The sequence below is a fragment of the Gemmatimonadota bacterium genome (genome assembly GCA_040882465.1).
Lineage (GTDB): Bacteria > Gemmatimonadota > Gemmatimonadetes > Longimicrobiales > Gaopeijiaceae > JBBEBG01.
The window spans coordinates 57,497-80,940 of sequence record JBBEBG010000033.1 but is presented as its reverse complement, the minus strand read 5'-3'; the positions used below and the strand labels follow the sequence as shown (position 1 = coordinate 80,940).

The window sequence follows — 23,444 nt, the reverse complement described above, 5'->3', positions numbered from 1 at the left end:
GCTTATCAGGCGTGCGCTCTAACCACCTGAGCTACAGGCCCCGCATTCTCCCGAAACTCCACAGGAACCGGCGGTTTCGGGGCCGGTAACATACCCGATCTCCCCCTCCCCGTTCAACCCTGCGTTTGTGCGGGGAACGGAGCGCTTGCGCCGATGTCGAACCCCCGTGCCGCCTGGCGGCGCCCCGATCCGAAGGGCGTCTCGAGAGGTCGCGCAGGGAATGTCCCCCCCGCGCCGCGATGCCAGTCTTCCTCTAGACAATAATTCCTCTATAGACAATTCTATTTTTCCGCTGAACTGGCAGCGGCGGCAGAAGGACTTCCTGGGCTACACACTCACCCTCTCCTACACCGGCTCGATCTTCGAGCCAGGGATGGGATTCCTTCGGCGGCGCGACGACGCTGCCGCCTCGGCCAGCGTTGGTTACGGATGGCGCTTCACCGACCCGGCGTCGCGCCACGGGCCCGTCGAGCTTCGGGCCGGGCACCAGTGGAGCGCCTCTCCGAACCTGACCCTGAGCGGGAGCTATCAGCTCGACCACGTCACCTTCGAGAACCGGGAGGAGGAGTTCACTTCGCACGTAACTCGCCTCCGCGCCGAGGTGATGTTCTCGACCCGCCTTTCGGTCATCAGCTTCGTGCAGTATAACTCTTCGCAGAACGCCGTGATCGCGAACTTCCGCCTGCGCTACAACCCGCACGAAGGGAACGACTTCTATGTCGTGTGGAACGAGGGGCTCGTCACAGAGCCCGGCGAGTTCGAGCGTCCCACCAGCGACTCGCGCACGATCCTCGTGAAGTACTCTCGAATCTTGCAGCTGGGCCTCTAGCGAATCGCGCTTCGTGCCAGGAGACGGCGATGCTGGGTAGAGTCAGGAAACTCTTCGCGGCCGGCTTCATCGCGGGCGTGCTCGGCTTTCAGGCGTGGGTGATCGCCCCCGGGACCCCCGGAGGTTGGTACTGGCCCTTCCTCGACTATCCGATGTACAGCCGGTCGGTTTTACCGGAAACACCGTACAGGGAGCGACGCCTCGCCCTGGTTCCACTCTCCTCCGAAGGTCTGCCCGGCGATACCCTTCGCCTCGCGGCCGAACAGATGGGGTTTTACTCCTTTACGCTGAGGGCCTTGGCCGAGACGATCCGCAGGCCGGCGTTGGAGCATCCGGACGCGGACGAAGCCCAGGCGCGGGAAGCGCGGATCCGCATCGCGCGGACCGCGGGAGAGACGCTCGGGCTCGATCGGCTTGAAGTCATCCTCGAGGAACAAACCTTCCAGATCGCTCGAGACGGTCTCGTATCCCGCGACCCACCCTGGCTCCCCGTGGACTCGTGGGTCGCGGGGCCGGAGACATTGACCGCCCCTGAAGATCCGACGCCGTGACCGCGATGGCGACCGGTCTCATTCGAAGGCTGGACCAGTACTGGTTCGGTCCGGGAAGCCTGGGTCACGTCGCGCTTTTTCGGATCTTCGTCGCCGGCGGCCACCTCTTTTTGTTCTACCCGAACCTTCAAAGGCTCGCGGAGCGCTTCACCGCGCCCAATTCGGAGTTCATGCCGATTCCGGCGCTCAAGGTGCTCCTCCTTCCCCTCGGGGAGTGGGGACTCCGTCCCGATGCGACGTTGATCCAGGCGGTCTGGGTCTTCGGGATCTTGGCCGGAATTGGCGCCGTGCTCGGGAAATACACTCGGTTGAGTCTGATTTCCTTCGCCACGGTTCAGAGCCTGCTCACGGCGTACGACTATTCGTTCGGCGTGGGGCATCACCCGGATGCCCTTTCCATCATCATGCTCTGGGCGCTCGCTTTCAGCCCATGCGGCGAGCGTTGGTCTCTGGACGACCTCCAATGGCGCCTCCGGAGCGCGGGGGCGGTCGGTCGTTTCGCCCCGCTCGGGCCGCGCGACGACGCGAGCGCCTTCGCTCGCTGGCCGCTTCTCCTCGCGCAGTGGCTCCTTGCCCTCGCGTATCTCTCGGCGGCGGCAAGCAAGATGTATTTCGGCGGACTCGAATGGTTTCGCAGCTCCACGCTCGCCTATTACCTCGTCCAGGACGGAATTTGGTTCGATCAGCCTCTCGGCATTTTCCTCGCCGGCTACCCGGCGCTCCTTTCGGTGGCCGCCGTGGTCACCGTCCTTTTCGAGGGGACGTTTTTCGTCGCCGTCCTGGCCCCGCGGACCGCGTGGATCTACATCCTGACAGGCGTCGGACTGCACGTCGGCATCCTCTTGACGATGGCGGCCCCGTTCCTCCAGTGGCTCGTTCTCTACACCGCCTTCCTACCGACGTTGGCATCCACCTTCCCCGGAAGTTGGATTCGGGCTCGCATCCCGGCACCGAAGCGGTGGACCGTCGTGTACGACGGGCGGTGTCCGCTCTGCATCCGGAGCATGGTCCTTCTCGACTATCTGGACGTGCGGCGGAACCTGACCTATCTGGACCTCGAGGCCGAGTGGGAGAAAGTGCGGGAGGCCGCGCCGGCTCTCACGCGTGAGCGGGCCCTGCATCTCATGCACGTGGTGGGGCCCGACGGGAGCTTGTCAGGGGGATTCGCCGCATTCCGCGAGATGACTCGCGTCCTCCCCCTCCTCTGGCCTCTTTATCCCCTCGCTCGCGCGCCTCTCGCGGACCTCATCGGCCAGAGGGTTTACGGCCTCGTGGCTTCGCGTCGCGGACGCGCCCCTTGCGGAGCCGAGGGGTGCCGGGTGCGGGAGGCGGGGACGCCCGCGGCGAACGGGGGACCGGCCGACTCGCGACCGGTCCCTTCCGGCACCTGAGCTTCGCGGGCGCGGAAGCTCCTCGGGCATCTGGGCCCCCGAGGGAGGTCAATCGGAGCCCGCTTCTTCTCCGGTCTCGTTCAGGAACGCCGTCACTTCCGCGAGCCAGCCCTCCGGATCCTCGAGGTGGATGGCGTGCCCCGCGTTCTCGACCGAGCGATGGGTGCCCCGCGGAAGCACCTTCGCCATTCGGGCTCCGATCTCCGTGAACTTCTCATCGAGCGCGCCCGTCAGAACGAGGGTGGGGTGGCGGAGGCTGGAGAGCGCTCCCCAATAGGAGGGTTGAGCGCCCAAGCCATATCCCCGCAGGGCGGCGGCGAGGCCGGACGGACGATTTCTCAGGCGAAGGGCACGCGTCTCCTCGAGCGACTTCATGGAGAGGCGGTGCTGGCTGTCGAAGATGGGCTGCCCCATCCAGTAGTCCACGAACCACCCCATCCCGAGCCGTTCGATTCGGGTGGAGAGGGCTTCGTCCTCCTCCCGCCGCTCCTCCCGCGCCGCTGCCTCTTCGATTCCCGGAGAGGCGCTTTCGAGCACGAGACGCCGCACGCGCTCCGGAGCTGTGACGGCTGCCGCGAGGGCGACGCGCCCCCCCATCGAGTACCCCACCCAGTCGGCCCGATCGATCCCTCGCTGGTCGAGCGCGCCGGCCAGCGCCTTCGCGACCGCTTCGATGCCATCGTCCTCGGGATCGGACAAGGCGGGAGTCTCGCCATGCCCGGGAAGGTCGGCGGCGAGAACCTGCCGGCCGGCGGAGAGCGCCCCGAGGAGGGCGGCTCCCCACGCGCGGGCGCTTCCGGTGAAGCCGTGGAGGAGGAGGAGCGGGACCGACTCGCCCGCCGGGCCGATCTCCAGCACACGAATCGGCGAACCCGGGTCGCGCGCCCGGGTCATGGGACTTCCCCCGGCAACCCTTGGCCCCGCCCGCTCATTCCGCTCGCTCCATCGAGCCCGCGCCGACAAGCTCCACTTTCCCCTCCCCCTTGGCGATGCGTCCCACCTCGGACCGGAGCGTCGGGACTCCCGCCGCGGGTACGCGGGCCCGGATTTCGACTCGCGCCGTCGCCTGGAATGCCTCCTCCCTCTCCGAGGCCCCCAGGATGTCGAGCGCGCGACAGATCGGCCCGACGACCGCATGGGGCACCTCGATCAAAACCGTCACGAGCGGCACGCGGCGGGTCGTGGGAAGCGTCTCGAGCGCACCCGTGACCGCGGATGCATAGGCGCGGCCCAACCCTCCCTTCCCGAGCTTCACGCCCCCAAAATACCGCGTGACGACCGCCACGATCTCCCCTACTCCGGAGTGCAGGAGAGTGTTCAGAATCGGCCGGCCCGCGGTCCCATGCGGCTCTCCCGCGTCGCTCAATCCGACCTGCGCAGTGCTCCCCGGCGGACCGGCGACAAATGCCCAACAGTGGTGGGTCGCGTCCGGCATCTCCCGCTGGACGCTCCGGATGAATGCGTGGGCCGCATCCGGGTCGGGAGCCGGAGCGATCGTGCCGATGAACCGGCTTCGCCGCACGATTTCCTCCACCCGGTGGACCCTCCCCGGGACAAGGTACCCCGTGCCGCGGCCCTCACCGGCGGAATTCAGGGCGCCGCTTCCGGGGCGGGGCCCTCGCCGCGCGGATCCACGCGCCAGAGGTCCACTCCTCCCGGCTGGAGGCGCAGCTCCACGGTGGCCACGCGCTCGAGGCCCTCCAGGTCGAAGACGTCGAGACTTCCGGGGAGAGATCCGATGGATTCGTTGGTCACGAAGGCGTAGCGCCCGTCCGGAGAGATCTCCACGCCGTGGGTGATCTCCCGCGAGGTCTCGAGATGGGCCGTGCGGGCACCGCTCTCCAGGTCGAAGACCTCGATCGCGCGCCCTCCCTTGAGCGTCGCCACGAGGAGGCGCCCGTCCGGAGCGACATCGAGATTGTAAGGCGCCCGCCCGGTATCGAACCGGCGCGTGACCCGCCACTCCTCGACGTCCACTTCGAGGATCTCGTCCGCCCGGTTGCAGGCGACGTAGAGGAAGCGGTCGGCCCGAATCCCGCGCCCCGTCGCGACCCAGGTCGGCGAGCACATCAGGTTTGGATCGTGGTGCACCGCGTCCACTCCCCCGAGATCCTCGGGGTCAAGGAGCCCCTCGTGCCCCGGCTGTAAGGAAAAGCGATTCTCGACCGCGAAGGCAGGGAGCCGCACCTGGACGATCTGGTCCGAATGCATGCAGACGTGGTAGTGCTTGTCTCCGGAGGCACTCACCCGACTCCCGTGCGGCATCACGCAGGTGGGGATGCGCGCGATCTCGCGGAGTTCGGGCGTGAAGACCACGGACAGGTCCGACGGGACCATGTCCCCGTGAAGATTGAAGTTCACGACGAAGAGGAAGCGGCCGTCCGGGGTCATCCCGCTGGAGGCGGGGAAACGGCCGAGAGTGATCCGTCCTTCGGGTGTGTCGGGGCCGGCCCGAAACTTCCAGACCCACCCGTCGGGTGTCCCGTGTGCGACCGTGACATAGAAGTGCTCCCCGTCCGGGGATACGGAGATCCCGTGGGGCCCGTCAATGTCTCCTGGCATGATCCCGATCGGGATCTCCCGTTCGACGCGCGCCCCGGTCGCCGGGTCGAAGACGACCCGGCTGATCATGTCGGAAGACTCGTTGGCGACGTAGAGCCGATATTCGAGCGCGGATGCGGGAGCGTCGGGGACGGGCGAAGGGCGCGTGTCGTCCGGGCTCCCTCCAGCGCACCCCGTAACGAAGTGGAGGAGACCAGCGATGGTGAGGAGCCGCTTCACCGGAGTGATCCGCCGCTCAGGGAAGAAGGGGTGCGGTCGGACGGGGCCGGAGGCGCACCACCCAGAGCCCGGAGTGCATGTCGGAGACGAAGATGTTTCCGTTGTAGGGCTGCGGGCCCCAGGCCATGGGAGAGTTGACCGTGTAGCCGTCCGGATGCCCGGTCGGGAACCAGGCGATCTCCCTCCCCTGCTCGTAAAGGTTCCCGCGCAGCTCGCCGGAGACGTCCACGACGCGGAGTCCGCCCTGGTAATACGCGGCGTAGAGTCGGTCGTCCTCGACCCAGATATTGTGCACGCCGGCTTCGGGGACCTCGTAGCGGCCGACCTCGACAAGATTCTCCGGGTCCGTCATGGAGATGATGTGGACGAAACCCCGCGGGCCCGACTCGTGGGTTCCCGCCCGCGAGATGCACTCCTCACAACCGAAGATTTCGTCCCCCACGAAGAGGTAGGAGTGACCGTCCGAGTTCGTGTACGGGAAGGCGACGTGGGTATTTCCCTCGGGATACGCGTACGAGGAGATCACGACCGGATTCATCGGCGTTCCGCCCCAACGCCCGTCGCCCAGGTCCACGACGTAAACCCCGTCATTCCAGTAGGAGACGTAGCCGATTCCGTCCACGACCCAGATGTCGTGGAGGTACTTCCCGGGGTTCTCGATCCCCCACCGTCCCACCTCCCGCGGCAGGGCCGGATCGGAGATATCCACGATGTGGACATCGAGGGTTCCGTCGTTGATCGCGTAGACGAGATCTCCGACGATGAAGGTGTTGTGTACTCCGCCGGTGAGGTGTTCGGTGTACGTCGTGATGATCCGGGGATGCGCCGGATCCGCGATGTCGAGGAGGACGATCCCGTTGCGGCGGTCGGACGAACCTTCGCGGGTGATGACGGCGATCGTGGCGTCTTCGTTCACCTTCACGTCGTTGACCACACGCGCGTCCACCACCACCGAATCGGTCAGGATCGGGTTCTCCGGATCGGTCACGTCCCAGGCGAACATCTTCTGCCCGCCCGAATGCGTCCCGTGGTACGCATAGTCCCGTCCGTCGCGGCCCCGGAAGACCCAGAGGTCCGAGGTCGGCGCGTTCGAGATGAGCCCGGTGCCGACCTGGACGGGTTCTTCCGCGACGCCCCGCTCGCGGGCCTCTACGACGACTTCCGCGGCGGCGGTCCCCGCGCTGGCGATGACCCGGTACACACCCGGGGTCTCCGCGACGAAGGCTCCGTCCGGATATACCGCCGCGCCCAGATCGCCGCGAAGCTCCGCGCCCGCGACCGCATAGGTCAGGACGACGTCGGTCACCCCTTCCCCGCGGGCGTCGGTCGCGAGCGCTTCGAATCGGACCACGTCCCCGGCGCGCACCGAGGCGCTCTGCGGCGTGATCTCGATCGCGCGCACCGGATTTTCCAGCACCTCAACGACATGGGCGGCCTCGACTCCCTCCGCGGAAGCGACGATCGTGGCGCGGCCGGCTCGGTGCCCGCGCACGAAACCCCCTTCGCTCACGGACGCGATGTCCGGATTGCGGCTGGTCCAGGTCGGGGTGAAGCGGGTACGAAGTGTCCCGTCGGCGGTACGGGCCTCCATCCGGTAGGGAACCGCCGTTCCCGTGTAGAGCCCGAGCTCGGGAGGAAGGATCTCGATCGCCGCAATGGGCGCGCCCTGGACCAGGAGCCGCTTCGGGAACATCCGCGGCTCCGGTTCACCGCCCAGACCCGGGGTCATGACCGCGAGAAGGAGCTCCGTCTCGCCTTCCTGGAAAGCGGTCACCCGGCCATCGCGCAACGCCGCGACCGGGCCGTCGGGGGGAACCCACATCAATGGAGCATCGGCGACGACGTTTCCGTCTCCGTCGAGGAGGCTCGGCTCGAGCTCCCGCAGCGTGAAGGACTCACCTACGACGAGCACCACCGGGTCCTCGTTGAGCCGGATCTCGGCCACCCGCCCGCCGGCGAGGAGCTCGGGGTCCACGGCGGGCTCCTGAGGGGGAGTCGGCGCCGCCGCCTCGGGGGCAGGTGCGGCGGGAGCTGCGGCCTCGGGGGCCGAATTCCCGGACGCGCATGCGGAAAGTAGGGGCGTGACGAGGGTGGCGAGAATCCAGCGTCGAAAGGTCACGGTGGTCCGTTCCGTCGGAAGGCCATCGGGGGAAGGTGCCGTTGGATCGGATTCTCTACACCGGGCTCACCGGCCGGGTCCGACGGGAAAAGCGGTCAGGCGGCTCGCTGATTCCAGATGGTGCGACCCTCGTTCGCCCCTCCCGTGTCCTCATCTTCCTCATCCCAATCGTCCCATTCGTCGTCCTCGTCTTCGTCCTCCCAATCGTCTTCGTCCTCATCGTCCTCGTCCCACTCGTCCTCATCTTCCTCCCATTCCTCGTCGTCGAGCTCCTCGTCCTCATCGAGCGCGAGAATGCCCGGGCTCCCTGCAAGCTTCTCGCGGGGCCAGACCGAACCTTCCATCATGGGATGTCCTCCATACAGTGTGGCGATCCGAGCAGGACTCGAAGGGGAAACCCCCTCGGTCGGGCAATACTAGAGGAGGGTCTAAGATTGTCAAGAAGCCGTGCGCATGGTTTCGGGGCTTTCGGAACGACGCGGGCGTTTCGGGGCTAACGAAGATAGATTGAGCGTATCCCGCAACTCACCCGGATCCAGGACCATGCTTCTACAGCTCCGGCTCCGCGTCATGGCCCCTTCGCTCGTCTTCCCATTCGCCCTGGCGCTCGCCGGGTGCGATCTCCCGCGAGCGTACGGGGATGCAAACGCGATCATCGTAGCGGCGGCCCCTGAAGTCTGGACCCAAACCGAGGCGACCTTTCGGGACGCGATGGAGCCGACGATTCTGACCGTCCGCGACGAGCGTCCCTTCCGAATCACCTACCAGGACCCGATGGGGGGACAGGCCTGGGGGAATCTGCGGCGCTTTCGAGAGGTGCTCGTCATCGGACGGGCGGAGGACCCGTGGATCGCCGAGCCGCTGGCGTTGCTCCAAGAGGGCGCCGCCCCCGAGCCCCCCGCGATCTTCCAGGTGGACAATGTCTGGTCACGCGGACAGACGGTTTCCGTTCTCCTCCTTCCCGCGGGCGATGCGGAGGCGTCAGTGGCCCAGCTCGCGCCCGCCCTCCAGGAAATTCTCGATCGGCAGTTCCGGCAGCATGCCCTCGCCCGCATGTTCGCGTCCGGGTCGGACCAGCCCCTCGCGGACTCGCTCTTCGCGAACACCGGTTTTTCGCTCAACGTCCCTCAGGTCTATCGCATGGAGGTGAGGGATTCCCTGTACCGATTCCGAAATGATTTCCCCAGCCCTCGGGAGCTCATCCGCGAGATCTGGGTGACCTGGGAGAGCCCGATTCCCGAGGCCAATCCCACCCGTGAAGAGCTCGCGTCCTGGCGGACGAACCTCTCATCGGAGCAGTACAACGACCCACAGCTGCTCGATACCGCCATGGTGGCGCAATATCGGGGTGTCACGGTGAACGGGCTCGAGGGCGTCGAATTCCAGGCCGCCTGGGTGAATGCTCCCGGAGGCTGGCCGGCGGGCGGTCCGTTCATCGTTCGCGCGGTGCGCTGCCCTTCCGAGGACCGCCTGTATTATATGGATGCCTGGTTGTACGCTCCGGGGCGTGACAAGTACGAATACATGATCCAGCTCGAGACGATCCTGAACTCGTTCCGCTGCCGCTGATCTTCGAAAGCGACATCATCACGATCCCTCAACGGCAGGTGCCGGCCCTCCGTGTCCTTCGTACATCTCCACACGCACTCGGAGTACTCTCTCCTCGACGGCGCAAACCGCCTCACCGACCTGATCGAACGTTCCCTCCACTACGAGATGCCCGCGCTCGCGCTGACCGACCACGGGTGTCTCTTCGGCGCGTGGGAGTTCCAGAGACTGGCGAACAAGCGGGGACTCAAGCCGATCATCGGCATGGAGGCGTACGTCGCGCCGGGCGACCGCCGCGACCGGACACCGGGGCGCGGAGGAGAACGCGCCTATTACCACCTCGTCCTCCTGGCCCGTGACCGCGAGGGATACCGGAACCTCGTGAAGTTGTCCTCCCTCGCGTACACCGAGGGTTTTTATCACCGCCCCCGAGTGGATCGTGAGCTCCTCGCAAAGCATTCGGGCGGAATCGTGGTCTCGTCGGCCTGCCTCGCGGGGGAAGTCGCTCGGCGCCTTATGGAGGGCGACCGCCAGGGCGCGCGCGCCGTCGCTTCGTGGTACGCCGAACTATTCAAGGACCGGTACTACCTCGAGGTCCAGGCACACGGCTCGGACGGCCAGGCCGAACTGAACCGCGAGATCTTCGCGCTGGCCGGCGAGCTCGGGCTCCCCGTCGTCGCCACGAACGACGCGCATTTCCTCCGGCACGAAGACCACGAGGCGCACGACACCCTTCTCTGCATCGGGCTCCGGAAGGACAAGTCGGATCCGAACCGAATGCGGTACGATGACGGGCTCTACTTCAAGGGCCCTGACGAGATGCGGGCCGCCTTCCCCGAACGCCCCGAGGCGATCGAAAACACACTCCGCATCGCCGAAGAAGTGGACCTCACTTTCGAGCGGAGCTATCACGTGCCGGAGTTCCCTCTTCCAAAAGAAGTGACGTCGGAGAAGGAGTATCTGGTCCGGCTTACCGAGGAGGGAGCGCGGGCGCGGTATGGCCATCCCCTCCCCGATGAGGTCCGAGAGCGAATGGAGTTCGAGCTCGGCGTCATCCTCGAGACCGGGTACGCGGGCTATTTCCTCATCACCTGGGACTTCATCCAATGGGCGCGCGCCCAGGGAATCCCCGTCGGCCCGGGACGCGGATCCGCAGCCGGTTCGCTCGTTAGTTACGCCCTCGGTATCACGAAGCTCGAGCCTCTCGCCTTCGACCTCCTCTTCGAGCCCTTCCTGAATCCGGAGAGGGTCTCGATGCCGGACATCGACATCGACTTCTGCTTCGAGCGCCGCGAGGAGGTGATCGAATACGTCCGAACGAAGTACGGAAGGGACGCGGTCGGTCAGATCATCACGTTCGGGACCATGAAGTCGCGCGCGGTGGTGCGCGACGTGGGGCGCACGCTGGGCTTCGAGCCGTCGGAGACGGATCGGATCGCCAAGATGATCCCGAACCAGCCGGGGAAGAGCCTCACCCTCCAGGAAGCGCTCCGGAAGATCCCCGAGCTGAAGGAGCTTTACGGCCAGGACGAGCGGCACCGGAAGCTCTTCGACTATTCCATCACGCTGGAGGGACTGTCGCGCCACGCCTCGGTCCACGCCGCCGGGATCGTGATCGCTCCCGGCCCCCTCGACGAATACGTCCCGGTCTGCGTCCAGCAAACGCGTGGAAACGGGAACGGAAACGAAGAGGCGGTCGTCGTAACGCAGTACGACATGAACTGCCTGGACGACGCCGGAATGCTCAAGATAGACTTTCTCGGCCTCAAGACGCTTACGGTGCTGCAGGACGCCGTGGCGATGATTCGGGAGCGCTGGGGAGCGCTGAGCCATCCGCTCACCGAAGAGACCTATGAGAGCCTGGACGAAGTGCCGCTGGACGACCCCGACGTGTACCGGATGCTCGCGCGGGGCGGGACCTCCGGAGTCTTCCAGTTCGAGTCCAATCTGGCCGCCGAGAAGTTGCGCTCGATGCGCTGTAACCAGTTCGAGGATCTCGTCGCCACGAATGCACTGATCCGTCCGGGCCCCCTCGACTCGGGGATGACGGACGTCTTCATCCGCCGAAAGCTAGGGCTCGACCCGGTTCGTTATCCCCACCCCGACCTCGAAAAGACGCTTGCGCCAACGTACGGGGTCATCGTCTACCGCGAGCAGGTGATGCGGATCGCAAACGTTCTCGCCGGCTTCTCCCTCGCGGAGGCCGACATGCTCCGCAAGGCGGTCGGAAAAAAGGACGCGGAGCTCATTCGGAAAGAGCTCGGAGCTTTCGTCGATCGGGCGATCGGCCGGGGGGTGGACCGGCGCATCGCGGAAGATCTCGCGACCCAGATCGAAACCTTCGGGCGTTACGGCTTCAATCGGAGCCACAGCGTCGCATATTCCCTCCTCTCCTACCACACGGCCTGGCTCAAGGCGCATTACCCGGCCGAGTTCATGGCCGCCCTCCTCTCGTCGGCGCTCTCGAGCACGGACGACGTAGTGAAGTACATCGGCGAGTGCCGTGAGATCGCGCGCGCGCTCCCGGGACTCGAGGAGGGGCTCTCGGTCCTTCCTCCCGACGTGAATGAGTCTCGGTGGAAGTTCACTGTGAGCGGGGATCTCCAGATCCGCTTCGGACTCGGCGCGGTGCGGGGGGTCGGCGCGGGCGCGGTGAACTCGATCCTCTCAGCGCGCGAGGAGGGTGGACCCTTCACGAGCCTCTTCGACTTCCTCACTCGAGTGGACCTGCGCTCTCTGAACAAGCGCGCGAGCGAGGCGCTCATCTGCGCGGGGGCGCTCGACGCCTTCGGGCACCGGGCGCGGCTCCTCGCCGGGCTCGACTCGGCGTACGCCGAGGTCCAGGCGCGGGAGTCGGAGGCCACGTCCGGCCAGGCCTCGCTCTTCGACACCGGAGATCCGGAGGTGGAGCGGCCGGCTCCGATACTCACCGATGTCTCGGAGTGGGAGGAGCAGGTCCGGCTCGCGCGAGAGAAGGAGGCGCTCGGATTTTTCATCTCGGGGCACCCCCTCGACCGATTCCGGGACCTGGCCCGGGCGTTCGGTCCCGCCAATACGGCAAACCTCTCCGAGATGGCCGGTCAGGATGTCGAGTTCGCTTGCGTGGTGACGAAGGTGGCGCGGCAGATCCTCCGCAGGGACAGCTCCGAGTGGGGGCGCCTCACCGTCGAGGATTTCCACGGGACGGCCTCCGTCCTCGCTTTCGGCGAGGCATGGCAAAGGGCCCGCGACCTGCTCGTCCAGGACGCGGTGGTCCTCCTTCGCGGCACCGTTTCGAACCGGGAGCGCGACGAGGAGGCCCCCCCGATCTTCCTCGATCAGGCCGAGGCGCTGGAGGAGGTCGGACGGAGCGGCCGGATCGCCGTGGCGATCGATCTATCTCCGGGCGCCACCGTCGCCGACGAGCTTCTGGCGCGGGCCCGCGAGATCGTGGCCACGCATCCGGGAATGGCGCCCCTCGAGATTCACATCCGGAACGGGGGACACGAGGAGCACCGCCTCCGGTCTCGTTCGCTCCAGCTCGCTCCCGAACGGGAGCCCCTTTCCGCGCTCCGTGAGCTCTTCGGAACGGGCCGGATTCGCCTGGTGCGGGCCGGCGGATGAGCCCCGTCGGAGTGGCGGAACCACTCGCCCAAGTCGCGCCGAAGCCGGTCATGGCGACCGGCGAGGCCACCGAGTCCGCCGTACTGGGCGGTGGCTGCTTCTGGTGTCTGGAAGCGGTTTTTCAGAGGATTCGCGGCGTGGAAGGGGTGACCTCCGGATACGCGGGAGGCGATCACCCGGCACCCACCTATCAGGCCGTCTGCGCGGGCAACACGGGGCACGCGGAGGTCGTGCGGATCACCTTCCGCCCCGGTGAGGTCTCGTACAGAACGCTCCTCGACATTTTTTTCACGATCCACGACCCCACGACTCCGAACCGCCAGGGCGCCGACCAGGGACCCCAATACCGCTCGATCATCCTATACGACGGGCCCGAGCAGGAGCGCGAGGCGCGGGAGACGATCGCGACGGTCGGAGTCGAGGGGAGGTGGCCCGGGAAAATCGTGACGGAGGTCGCTCCCCTGAAGGCCTTCTTCCCGGCGGAAGAGGAGCATTGGGACTATTATCGCAGGAATCCCGAGCAAGGCTATTGCAACGTCGTGATTTCTCCCAAGCTAGCCAAGGCGCGCCAAGTGTTCCGGGACATCTTTCTCGATTGAGCCCCGGCTCGATCCACGCCCCGAACGACCCGAGTCCACCATTGCCCCAAGAGCCGAACCCGATTCTCGACCCGTACTTTCGCATCCCCTTCGACCGGATCCATGCGAGCCACGTAGCGCCGGGAGTCCGAGAGCTCCTCGCCGAGGCCCGCGACGAGGTCGAACGTCTCGCGGCGGACCCTTCCCCACCGAGCTGGCAATCCGTCGTCGCTCCCCTCGACCGGATCATGGACCGGGTCGAGCGCGGGACGGTACCGGTCCGCCATCTGCTGGCAGTCGCCGAGAGCCCCGAGCTCCGAGAGGCTTGGGGGGAGGTACTTCCGGAGGTGACCCGATTCTGGTCTTCCCTCCACCTCCATGAGGGGCTCTGGTCACGCGTGAAGGCATTCGCCGCCACCGAGGAGGCGCGGACGCTCCGAGGGCTCACGGCACGGCACCTGCAGAAGACGCTTCGAGACTTCCAGCGCTCGGGGGCGGATCTCGGCCCGGGCGAGAGGGAGCGCCTGGAGGAGCTGGACGTCGAGCTGGCACGCCTTGAGCAATCCTTTTCAGAGAACGTCTTGGACGCCACCGCCGCATATTCTCTGCTTGTTACCGACGAGGAAAAACTTGCCGGTATTCCGGCCGACGCACGGGAGAGGTTTCGGAAGCGGGCTACGAATATGGAGCAGGATGGATGGCAGATCACGCTCGACCAGCCCGCCTTTGAAGCCGTCGTGACCTACGCCGAGGACCGCGGGCTCCGGGAGGAGCTCCACGGTGCCTATTATTCCCGCTGTGCCGGGGATTCATGGGACAACCGGCCGCTCATCCCTCGAATCCTCCGCCTTCGCCGGGAGCGCGCGCTCCTCCTCGGATACGCAGACTTCCCCGACTTCCGATTGGAGGAGCATATGGTCGGAACGGGCGCCCGGGCCAGAGACTTCATCGCGGAGGTCGCGAATCGGACGCGCCCGTACTGGCGGCGTGATCTGAAGGAGCTGGAAGCGTATGCCGAGCAGACCGGGATCCGGCCCATGGAACCGTGGGACGTCGCCTTTCTCGTCGAGCGGCTCCGACAAGAGCGCTACGACCTGAACGAGGAGGAGCTCCGCCCCTATTTCCCCCTCGACCAGGCGCTCTCCGGACTCTTCGAGATCACCCGGCGCCTCTTCGGCCTCAAGGTGGCCGAGCTCGCCATCGAGGAAGTGTGGCACCCAGATGTCCGGTATTACGAGCTTCGCGATGCGCGGGGGGAGCTCCTCGGGGGCTTTTATACCGATTTTTTTCCGCGCCCGGAAAAACGCCAGGGTGCGTGGATGCACGATTTTATTCATGGAGAACCGCTGGAGGGCGGGGGGTGCTCCCCGCATCTCGGAGTGATCTGTGCGAACTTTCCGCCACCGACGGAGGAGCGCCCGGCCCTTCTCACGCACCGGGACGTGCAGACGCTCTTCCATGAATTCGGCCATCTCCTGCACCACCTGACTTCGCGAGTGCCGATCTCGCGGCGGGGAGGAATCCACGTAGCGTGGGACTTCGTCGAGCTTCCGTCGCAGCTCCTCGAAAACTGGACGTGGGAGCGTGAGCCGCTCGACCTCTTCGCCCGCCACTGGGAAACGGGAGAATCTCTTCCCGAAGCGCTTTTCCAGAGGATGCACCGCGCGCGCCGGTTCATGGGGGGATGGCGCCAGATGCGCCAGCTCGGCTTCGGAGCCTTCGATCTCGCGCTCCACACGGGTTACGACGAGGCCCGCGACGGGGACCCGGTCGAGTGGGTCGCCAGGGTGCTCGAGCCCTATTCGCCGAACGCCGGCTTTGCGCGCAGGAATCCCCTCACCTTCTTTGCGCACATCTTTTCGGGTGGTTACGCCGCCGCGTATTATTCGTATCTCTGGTCCGAAACGCTCGAGGCCGATCTCTTCACCCGATTCCTGGAGCGGGGAGTCTTCGATGCCCCCACCGGGACGGCCTACCTCGACACGATCCTGTCCGCGGGAGACAGCGAAGAGCCCGACGTTCTCTTCCGGAGCTTCATGGGGCGGGATCCGAACCCCGAGGCGCTGATCGAGCGCAACTTGGGGGACGCGGCGTGACACCGCCGCCCTCCGCCACATCGCGCCCTCCCGTGGTGAGCCCACCGGCCCGCCGCCCGGTGAACGAGGCGCCTCGCCATCCTTCCCGTGAGCCCCGCCCCGGCCGTTTGCTCGCGTGGGTGAACGAGATCCTTTCCGGAGTTGCCCCCACCTCGATCGAGCGGGGAAGCGTGGCGGCAGTGCTCGCGCTCGGGATTCTCGATTTCTCGGTGGGACCCCAGCTCTCATTCGCCGTCTTTTATCTCCTGCCGATCGCGGCGACCTCCTGGTACGAAGTGGAGAGGTCCGGAGCCTTCATGTGCGCGCTGGCCGCAGCGGTCGCGGGAGGTGCGGATCTCCTGACCCGCCTCGAGCCCCTGCCGATGTGGATCTCGGCGTGGAACTATGGCGTCCTCTTCACCCTCTTCCTCGTGGTGGCCGTGCTCGTGAGTTGGCTGAGAGACGCAAAGGAGGTCCAGCGCGCGGTCGCCCTCTCCGACCCCCTCACGGGGCTGGCGAACACCCGGGCTTTTCTCGACCGACTCCGCGAGGAGATCGAGCGGGCCCTCCGGTACGGGAGGGTTCTTACCCTCGTCTACCTCGACCTGGACCGCTTCAAAGAGGTGAACGACACCCTCGGCCACGCGGAGGGTGACCGGGTCCTCATGCGGATCGCCTCGATCATGGAGGAGACGCTGCGGACATCGGACCTCCTGGCGCGGCTGGGAGGCGACGAATTCGGGATCATCCTCCCGGAGACCCCTTACGCCCAGGCGGAAGGGGCGCTCGCCAAGCTGCGCGCCGAGGTCCTCGAGGCGATGAACGAGGAGGGGTGGCCGGTTACCCTCTCCATGGGCGCCGTGACCTTCGAGTCGTCGGTGGAAACCGCCGACGACGCGGTGCGGATTGCGGACGGGCTCATGTACGCCGCGAAGGCCGCGGGAGGCGACGGAATCCAGCACCTCCTCTGGACCGGCGAGTAGCACCCGCGTACGGCGGCGAGGGCGCACCGGTGCGCCGGCCGCGCCGGCCCTCAGGGAATCAGCTCCGTCGGCAGCGCCGTCGGCCTCATGAGCTTGAAGATCGGAAGGATCGGGGCTTCGCCACGGCCTTCCCGGAAGGCCTGGATCTCCGCTTTGGGAATCCAGGCGTCCATCCGGTTCCAATACACGACTCCGTCCCTCGTTTCCGCCTCGAGAAGGTGGGCGGCGACTCGCCCCTGCACCTGACCGGTGCGCACGACGTAGCTCCCGGGCGGAAGCGTGGTGGTGAGGGTGACCGTCTCCTCCACGTCGAGCTTCAGGGCGGCCTGGTGATTGTACGCGGACTCGTAGCTAAAATCCCCGATCGTGTAAGCGGAGACCGTCACCTCGGTCGCCGCACGGAGCCGCTCGACCTGGATGTCGTGCCGGAGAAGGAGCTCCACCGCGTTTTCGGCGTCCCGGGGTAGGATGTAGGCCCAGGGGCGAGGACGGGAGAGGGTCACGACCGGCCGCTTCATCAGGGAGTCGCTCTGGACGGCGACGATCTCGCGATCCTGGCCGCTTCCCACCCCGATCAGGTACTCCACGCGCCGGTCCTCCGGCGCGTATTCGACTTCGATCGGCACTTCCCCCGAGGGCGCGCTCCCGAGGGCGACCGTCTCGCGGCGAGCGTCGTTCACTGTCCGCATGAGGAGCTCGGGGTTGTCCCGCGCCCAAGCGATCACGGTCTGGTACGCGAGGAGGCCGCTTCGAGCCCCGACCTCCATCACCTGGCTCCCGGGAGACTCGAAGAGGATCGCGACCGTGTTCGCGAGGCCGCCGTAGTTGCGGCCGATTCTGGGGTCGTGTCCCCCGACCTCCCACCGGGTTTCGTTGCCGCCCGTGTAATACCAGGAGCGGTACCCATCCGCCTCGAGGGCGCCGTCAATGGCCGGGAAGATCAGATCGTCGCAGAGCGCCGTGATCCGCGGATCGGCGGCGGGATGCGAGGGGCACTGGTAGTTGATGTTGTAGGGAAAGGATCCCCCGTTGTGGCCATCTATGAAGAGGTGCGGGGACCAGCGGAGGATCACGTTTTCCACGTAGCCCTGGATCTCGGGCTGCTCGAGCTTCATGAAGTCCCGGTTCAGGTCTATGCCCCAGAGATTGCCGCGCTGGGGCGTCTGCGCGGAGGAGCCGTCGGGATTGATCTGCGGCACGACGAGGATCGTGAGCTCGTCGAGCGTCGCGTTCATCGGTGTGCCCGGCGTCGCCAACTCGCGCACGAGGATCAGGACGGACTCTCGAAGCGTGCGCTCGCCTCCGTGGATTCCGGCGGCGAGCACGAGGATGGGGCGGCCCAGCCTCCACGCGTCTTCGGGGTCGGTGACCGCGGCGCGCGAAAAGACCGCGTAGGGAAGGGCCCGTCCCTGATGGGTCTCTCCGTAGATCCCGAGCCGCATATCCGGGCTCCCCGCCTGCACGCGTCCCAGGTAGACCATCATGCTGTCGTAAGCCGTGTATACGGTGAAGCCCGAGCTTTCGGCCTGGGTGCGGATCTCCTGGAGCGAAGCCGCCCCCGCAGGGGCGAGGAGGAGGGCCGCAAGACAGAAGAAAGCGAGTACAATGTCTCGCGGCGAACGAGGTCTCGTGGAATTCGCCATGGGCACGGTGCGCCGCGTCTGAAGGGGGAGGAAAGGATCCTCTGTCTCGTACGGGTTATAACCAATATTCTGTGGCGTCGCCGATCGCGGGTCCACCCCCACCGACTTCGAGAGACGATGTTCGCACGCCTGACCCTCGGGGCCTCGGCCCTCGTGATCACCCTCGCGGGAGGGGCGATGCTCCCTCCGGCGCTCGGCGCCCAGATGAGGGCCGCGTACCACGCGCACCTCTCGCTCGTCCCCGTGGATGCGGGGGGGGCACGCCGCACGCGTGGGGTGGGAGAGGCGACCGCGACGCTCGAGGGAGGCATCCTCCAGATTGCGGGTACCTTCGAAGGCCTCGCGTCTTCCGTGTCGCGAGCCGACCTCCACCAGGGTGGCCCTGGATTCCGGGGCCCGGCCTTTCACACGCTCGTCGTCTCGGGCTCCACAGAGGGGCGGATCGAGGGGCGCGTCCAACTCACCGAAGAGCAGGTCCAGGCTCTCGCGCTGGGGCATCTCTATCTCCAGGTCTACACGGAAACGAACCCGGATGGGGCGATCCGGGGATGGTTTTTTTCACGGGGGGAGGAGAATTGACACTGACACGATTGGTCACCGTTCTGGGCGTCCTCGTCGCGACGATCCCCACCGAAGCGCGGGCCCAGCAGCCCGTGAGCGGAGCCCTCGCCATGCAGGTGGGCCGCGGCGCGCAGTCGTATGCGCAGGCGTGCGCCGCCTGTCACCAGCCCAATCTCCAGGGCATCGGTGAGGCGGTTGCCCTCGCGGGTCCCGACTTTCGGTCCAACTGGGCGAGCCGGAGCGCCGCGGAGCTTTACGACCGCATCCGGCTCACGATGCCCCCGGGGAACCCGAACGGCATCTCCCCCGAGGCGAAGACCGACATCGTGGCCCACATCCTGAACGTGAACGGGCTCCTCTCCGGGAATACGGCCCTTACGCCGGGGGCCCCGCTCGCGGGGATCTCCCTCGCGCCGAGGGCCGCTCCTCCCGCGGCCCAGCCGCCGGCCGCGGCTCCGCCCGTCGCGGCGACGCAGCCGGCCGCTCCTCCCCAGGGCGCCCCCCAAGCTGGAGGCCCCCCTGCACCGGCGGGGGGTGGGCGGGGAGGCGGGGGGGGTGGGGCCGCAGGGGACGGCTTCGGCGCGGCCCCCCCGGCCACCGTCACCGCCACTTACACGCGCGCCGCGATGGCGCCGGCGACGGAAGCCGCACTCCTCAATCCCGACCCGGCCGACTGGCCGATGTACCGACGCACTTACGACAACTGGGGATTTTCGCCCCTCGACCAGATCACCCGCGAGAACGTCGGCGGCCTCCAGCTCGCTTGGTCCTGGGCCATGGAGGAGGGAAGCAACCAGGGGGCACCGCTCGTCTTCGACGGGATCATGTTCCTTCCGAACCCGCGTGACATCGTCCAGGCTCTCGACGCCGCGACCGGCGAGATCCTCTGGGAGTACCGGCGCGCCTACGCGGAGGACTCACCCGGGGGCGCGAGCCACATCCGCAACATCGCGTTGTATGGCGAGCGGATTTATCTGGCAACGGGGGACGCGAACATCGTGGCGCTGGACGCCCACACCGGTGAGGTCGCCTGGGACACGGATGTCGCGGACTCGCGCCTCGGTTTCACGAATGCGGCCGGACCGCTCGTGATCGAAGGACTGGTCGTGGACGGGATCAACGGCTGCACACGCTTCACCGCCGAGAGCTGCTTCGTCACCGCGCACGACGCGGAGACGGGGGAAGAAGTATGGCGGACTTACACCATCGCTCGCCCAGGCGAGCCCGGGGGGGACAGCTGGGGCAACCTCCCGCTCGAGTTGCGCGGAGGAGGAGATTCCTGGATCGCCGGCGGCTACGACCCGGAGCTCGGGCTGATTTACTGGCCGGTTTCGAACGCGAAACCCTGGGTGCCGGCGAGCCGCGGCCTCACGGTGGACCACAACGTCCTCTACACGAACTCCCACCTGGCCCTCGACCCGGGCACCGGTGAGCTCCAATGGTACCGGCAATACGTGCCCGGCGAGGCGCTCGATCTCGACGAGGCCTTCGAGCCGGTGCTCGTGGACGTGGGCGGCCGCCGGACCATGCTCGCGATGGGAAAACATGGGATCCTCTGGAAGACCGACCGCGAAACCGGCGCCCACATCGATCTCATGGAAGCGCTCCCGCAGAACGCCTTCGAGCATCTCGACCGTGCCACCGGTGAGGTGAGATACCGCGAGGACATCGTGAACGCGCGAGTCGGCGACTGGATCTCCGTTTGCCCGGGGACCGCGGGCGGGAAGAACTGGCATCCGATGTCCTATACTCCCGAGTCCGGCCTCATCGTCGTCCCCATGAGCCAGACCTGCATGGAGATCCGCGGACAGGCGGTGAACCTCGCGGAAGGAGGTGGCTCGGTCGGGGCCGCCCGGCAGTGGTTCGAAATGCCCTGGGTGGGTGGGAAGATCGGGCGCCTGGCCGCCTTCGACGTCGAAACGATGGAAGAGGCCTGGGCGATCGAACAGCGGGCGTCCTTCATCACCGGAGTCCTCACGACGGCCGGCGGAACCGCCTTCGCGGGGGATCTGGACCGCGGCTTTCACGCCTACGATGTCGAGACCGGCGAGACGCTCTGGGAGACCCGGCTCCCCACCTCCGCCCAGGGATCGGTGATCTCGTATTCCGCGGACGGCCGCCAGTACATCGCGGTCACGGCCGGGGTCGGCGGAACGAGTCCGCGCCAGGTCCCGAGTTACGTGAGCCAGGACGTGCGGCACCCCTCGGGAGGGAACACCCTTCTCGTGTTCGCTCTTCCGGAGAGGTGACCCGAACCATCACCCCATCCGAGCGGCACCCCAGTCCCTCCCTCGTCGTATTCGCGCTCTGGCTCCTCGTTTTTTCGGCCAGCAGCCAGACGATGATCGTCGCCCCCATCCTCCCCCTCGTCGGGACGGCTCTGGGGATCCGCGAGACGCTCCTCGGAACGCTCGTCGCCGCGTATTCCCTGATGGTGGGGGTCTTCGCGGTGATCGCCGGACCATTCTCGGACCGGATCGGGAGGAGGAGGATTCTCCTTCTCGGCACGGGAACGATGACGGTGGCTCTCGCCCTCCACGTCTTCGTCACCGGATACGCCAGCTTTATCGGGGTGCGCCTCCTCGCGGGGATGGCGGGAGGGGTCCTGAGCGGGGCGGCCGTCTCGTACGTCGGGGACTACTTCCCTTACGAGAGGCGGGGGTGGGCCACCGGGTGGATCATGAGTGGGTGGGGAGTGGGGCAGATTCTCGGAATCCCGCTCGGCGTGGTTCTGGCGGGAGCATTCGGCTTCCGGGCTCCCTTTTACCTGTTCGCCCTGGCAACCGGCCTCACCTTCCTCCTCGTTTTTTTCCGCCTCCCCCAACCGGACGTCGCGCGGAGCCCCGATCCCGTGACTCCGGCCGGAACCGTCCGGGCCTACGCCGCGCTGGTGCGGCGCCCGGGAGTCCTCGGAGCGGTCGGCGCCTTTTTTCTCACCTTTCTCGGAATCTCGCTCTACGTCGTGTATCTCCCGATCTGGCTCGAGACCGACCTCGGCGCCACGCCCAACCAGATCGCGACGCTTTTTCTCATCGGCGGAGTCGCGAACGTCCTCGTCGGACCGCAGGCCGGGCGAATCTCGGACCGGGCGGGTCGGAAGCAGATCATCCTCGTCTCCTGCGCCGGCTTATCCGTCGCGATGGCGCTGACGACCTTCGTGGTGGGGAGCCCGTTGGCGGCTATGATTTACTTCTTCTTCGTCATGGGGCTCGTCGCGATGCGGGTCAGCCCCTTTTCCGCCCTCCTGACCGGACTCGTGGAGGACGACCGGCGCGGAACGCTACTGTCGCTGAACGTGGCCCTCGGACAGATCGGCTTCGCTGTGGGAGGAACCCTCGCGGGCCCCCTCTTCGCGCGGGCCGGGTACGGGGCCAACACGGTCCTCGCCGCCATTTCCGTCGTGGGAATGGGGCTCATGGTTTGGCTTCTCGTCCCGGAACCCGATCCGGAGGCACGCGGGCGACCGGAGGACCTTCGCCCCGAAGGTGGGATCGCGGTCGGAGGAAGAGGGACGCCGAAGTTGCCCTAGGGACGCGCACCCACGGGAGGGAGCCCCTTGCACCCGCCGACCAAGGGGGCCACTAATCGGGTCATGGTGCAAGACTCCGCCGAACGGCCGCTCCGTCGCGTCCTTCTCGTCGAGGACGACCTCGATCAGGCCCATCTCGTCAAGTTCCTCCTCGAAGCGGAGGGGTGTTACGTCGTCACCCTCGTGCAGGACGGCGTGCGCGGGACCTCACTCGTCCAGAGCGAAGTGTGGGATCTGGTCATCACCGACCTGAATCTCCCGGGGCAAAACGGGGTCGCCGTCGCCGTGGCGAGCCGCCGCCACCAGCCGGGGACTCCCATCCTCGCGGCGACATCGCAGGCCCGCGCCGATCCGCACTGGAAGGCCTTCGAGGGGAGCGCCGACGACCTCATCGTGAAGCCCTTCTCGAAGGACGAGCTCCTGAGCAAGGTGGCGGGACTCGTCGCGCGCGGCCCGAGGCCGCGGGTGACGCTGGACGAGAGCGACGCGGATCCGACTCCGGTGGGAGGGCGCTTACGGCTTCGGGTTCTCGCCGTAAGCGTTCGGCCCGGCGATGCGGAGGCCGGCTGTGGGGCGACCCTCCTCCTTCACCGAGAGCGAGGCGACCGCGTCACGCTCCTCACCCTGACCCGCGGAGTCGAAGCGACGGAAGGGAGGCGGCTGGCGGAGAGCGCGAAGGCGGCCGGGCGCGCGATGGACGTGCGTTATTTCGTGGGGAATGCCGGGTCCGCGGAAATCCCGCTGGAGGAAGATCTGCGCCGGATCTGTCGTGACGCGCTCCGCGAGATGAGGCCGGAGCTCCTCTATCTTCCCACCAAGAACCACGCATTCTCCCCGATCCGGATCGTGCATGAGACGATCGCCGGCGAGGCGGTAGGCGCGCACTCGATTCTCGCCTACAACCCGGGAGACGCGACCGCGAGCTTTCGTCCTACCTTCTTCGTCCCGGTGGGGAGTAGGATCGCGCGCAAAGGTGAGGCCCTCGCTCAGTTCGAGGCCACCCACGGCGAACATCTCAACCCGGACTTTTCCTCGGTCAGCGCGAGGTTCTGGGCAGCGCGCACGGGCGGCGAGCCGGCCGAGCCCTTCGAGGTCGTACGGGGCGATCCCCCCGCTGGACTCGGTTAGGGGCCCACCGGGCCAGATCCCCTCAGGACCCGGACGCCCGCGCGTCGGAACCCCCGAAGCAGTCCGGCCCGCCACCCTTCTCCGGCGCCGGGAAGCCCCGTTAGAATAGCGCTACCGGGAGGACC

18 protein-coding genes are annotated in these 23,444 nt (G+C 67.0%); 12 read left to right on the top strand and 6 right to left on the bottom strand.

Features of this window, described 5'->3' with window-relative positions; genetic code table 11:
* The first annotated feature begins 220 nt into the window (after positions 1-220).
* The 3 genes from WEG36_12140 to WEG36_12130 are packed head-to-tail and all read left to right on the top strand — an operon-like array spanning position 221 to position 2,771.
* Positions 221-829 carry a hypothetical protein gene (locus WEG36_12140; protein ID MEX1258359.1) on the top strand — a complete coding sequence of 203 codons (609 nt, stop codon included), beginning with the start codon at positions 221-223 and terminating at the stop codon, positions 827-829.
* Between the two features lie 29 nt (positions 830-858).
* Positions 859-1,380: a hypothetical protein gene (locus WEG36_12135; GenBank protein MEX1258358.1), complete on the top strand. Its 522-nt coding sequence runs from the start codon at positions 859-861 to the stop codon at positions 1,378-1,380.
* A gap of 5 nt (positions 1,381-1,385) precedes the next feature.
* The gene (locus WEG36_12130) at positions 1,386-2,771 is read left to right on the top strand and encodes a DCC1-like thiol-disulfide oxidoreductase family protein (GenBank protein ID MEX1258357.1); all 1,386 of its coding nucleotides are present in this window, start codon (positions 1,386-1,388) and stop codon (positions 2,769-2,771) included.
* A 48-nt stretch (positions 2,772-2,819) separates the two neighbouring features.
* Here the strand turns inward: WEG36_12130 and menH are convergent, their stop codons facing one another.
* The 5 genes from menH to WEG36_12105 all read right to left on the bottom strand — a co-directional run bounded on the left by menH (position 2,820) and on the right by WEG36_12105 (position 8,018).
* On the bottom strand, positions 2,820-3,665 hold the full coding sequence (gene menH / locus WEG36_12125) for a 2-succinyl-6-hydroxy-2,4-cyclohexadiene-1-carboxylate synthase (protein MEX1258356.1): 846 nt from the start codon (positions 3,663-3,665) through the stop codon (positions 2,820-2,822).
* A gap of 34 nt (positions 3,666-3,699) precedes the next feature.
* Positions 3,700-4,293, bottom strand: a complete 594-nt coding sequence (locus WEG36_12120; GenBank protein ID MEX1258355.1) for a YigZ family protein — start codon at positions 4,291-4,293, stop codon at positions 3,700-3,702.
* 68 nt (positions 4,294-4,361) lie between these two features.
* Positions 4,362-5,552: a YncE family protein gene (locus WEG36_12115; GenBank protein ID MEX1258354.1), complete on the bottom strand. Its 1,191-nt coding sequence runs from the start codon at positions 5,550-5,552 to the stop codon at positions 4,362-4,364.
* Positions 5,553-5,568: 16 nt separating this feature from the next.
* Positions 5,569-7,671, bottom strand: a complete 2,103-nt coding sequence (locus WEG36_12110) for an Ig-like domain-containing protein (GenBank protein MEX1258353.1) — start codon at positions 7,669-7,671, stop codon at positions 5,569-5,571.
* Between the two features lie 95 nt (positions 7,672-7,766).
* Entirely contained in the window at positions 7,767-8,018 is a 252-nt protein-coding gene (locus WEG36_12105; protein ID MEX1258352.1) for a hypothetical protein, read from the bottom strand.
* Positions 8,019-8,214: 196 nt separating this feature from the next.
* Between WEG36_12105 and WEG36_12100 the strand changes: the two genes are divergently transcribed.
* Genes WEG36_12100 through WEG36_12080 form a run of 5 tightly spaced genes read left to right on the top strand, consistent with a single transcriptional unit; the run spans position 8,215 to position 16,458 of the window.
* Entirely contained in the window at positions 8,215-9,240 is a 1,026-nt protein-coding gene (locus WEG36_12100; GenBank protein ID MEX1258351.1) for a DUF4837 family protein, read from the top strand.
* A gap of 51 nt (positions 9,241-9,291) precedes the next feature.
* Positions 9,292-12,822 carry a DNA polymerase III subunit alpha gene (gene dnaE / locus WEG36_12095; GenBank protein MEX1258350.1) on the top strand — a complete coding sequence of 1,177 codons (3,531 nt, stop codon included), beginning with the start codon at positions 9,292-9,294 and terminating at the stop codon, positions 12,820-12,822.
* A 50-nt stretch (positions 12,823-12,872) separates the two neighbouring features.
* Positions 12,873-13,421 carry a peptide-methionine (S)-S-oxide reductase MsrA gene (msrA, locus tag WEG36_12090; protein ID MEX1258349.1) on the top strand — a complete coding sequence of 183 codons (549 nt, stop codon included), beginning with the start codon at positions 12,873-12,875 and terminating at the stop codon, positions 13,419-13,421.
* Positions 13,422-13,462: 41 nt separating this feature from the next.
* Positions 13,463-15,496, top strand: a complete 2,034-nt coding sequence (locus WEG36_12085; protein MEX1258348.1) for a M3 family metallopeptidase — start codon at positions 13,463-13,465, stop codon at positions 15,494-15,496.
* Positions 15,493-16,458, top strand: a complete 966-nt coding sequence (locus WEG36_12080) for a GGDEF domain-containing protein (protein ID MEX1258347.1) — start codon at positions 15,493-15,495, stop codon at positions 16,456-16,458. The genes WEG36_12085 and WEG36_12080 overlap by 4 nt, the downstream gene beginning before the upstream one ends.
* Positions 16,459-16,508: 50 nt before the next feature.
* Here WEG36_12080 and WEG36_12075 read toward each other — a convergent pair whose 3' ends face one another.
* A complete protein-coding gene (locus tag WEG36_12075) occupies positions 16,509-18,101 on the bottom strand; it encodes a M14 family zinc carboxypeptidase (protein MEX1258346.1) in 1,593 nt (530 codons plus the stop codon).
* Positions 18,102-18,218: 117 nt separating this feature from the next.
* Here WEG36_12075 and WEG36_12070 point away from each other — a divergent pair, with 117 nt between their 5' ends.
* From WEG36_12070 to WEG36_12055, 4 genes are read left to right on the top strand one after another with little or no spacing between them, the layout of a single operon-like run.
* Entirely contained in the window at positions 18,219-18,680 is a 462-nt protein-coding gene (locus WEG36_12070) for a CHRD domain-containing protein (GenBank protein MEX1258345.1), read from the top strand.
* A complete protein-coding gene (locus WEG36_12065; GenBank protein ID MEX1258344.1) occupies positions 18,677-20,911 on the top strand; it encodes a PQQ-binding-like beta-propeller repeat protein in 2,235 nt (744 codons plus the stop codon). The genes WEG36_12070 and WEG36_12065 overlap by 4 nt, the downstream gene beginning before the upstream one ends.
* On the top strand, positions 20,908-22,191 hold the full coding sequence (locus WEG36_12060; protein MEX1258343.1) for an MFS transporter: 1,284 nt from the start codon (positions 20,908-20,910) through the stop codon (positions 22,189-22,191). Before WEG36_12065 ends, WEG36_12060 begins: the two co-directional genes overlap by 4 nt.
* 27 nt (positions 22,192-22,218) lie before the next feature.
* Entirely contained in the window at positions 22,219-23,319 is a 1,101-nt protein-coding gene (locus tag WEG36_12055; GenBank protein MEX1258342.1) for a response regulator, read from the top strand.
* Positions 23,320-23,444 lie beyond the last annotated feature (125 nt).

Excerpts from the sequence above, each read along its gene's own strand:
- WEG36_12140 (MEX1258359.1), top strand. The coding sequence starts at position 221 with ATGTCCCCCCCGCGCCGCGATGCCAGTCTTCCTCTAGACAATAATTCC.
- WEG36_12135 (MEX1258358.1), top strand. The coding sequence starts at position 859 with ATGCTGGGTAGAGTCAGGAAACTCTTCGCGGCCGGCTTCATCGCGGGC.
- WEG36_12130 (MEX1258357.1), top strand. The coding sequence starts at position 1,386 with ATGGCGACCGGTCTCATTCGAAGGCTGGACCAGTACTGGTTCGGTCCG.
- menH (MEX1258356.1), bottom strand. The coding sequence starts at position 3,665 with ATGACCCGGGCGCGCGACCCGGGTTCGCCGATTCGTGTGCTGGAGATC.
- WEG36_12105 (MEX1258352.1), bottom strand. The coding sequence starts at position 8,018 with ATGATGGAAGGTTCGGTCTGGCCCCGCGAGAAGCTTGCAGGGAGCCCG.
- WEG36_12100 (MEX1258351.1), top strand. The coding sequence starts at position 8,215 with ATGCTTCTACAGCTCCGGCTCCGCGTCATGGCCCCTTCGCTCGTCTTC.
- msrA (MEX1258349.1), top strand. The coding sequence starts at position 12,873 with ATGGCGACCGGCGAGGCCACCGAGTCCGCCGTACTGGGCGGTGGCTGC.
- WEG36_12075 (MEX1258346.1), bottom strand. The coding sequence starts at position 18,101 with ATGGCGAATTCCACGAGACCTCGTTCGCCGCGAGACATTGTACTCGCT.
- WEG36_12070 (MEX1258345.1), top strand. The coding sequence starts at position 18,219 with ATGTTCGCACGCCTGACCCTCGGGGCCTCGGCCCTCGTGATCACCCTC.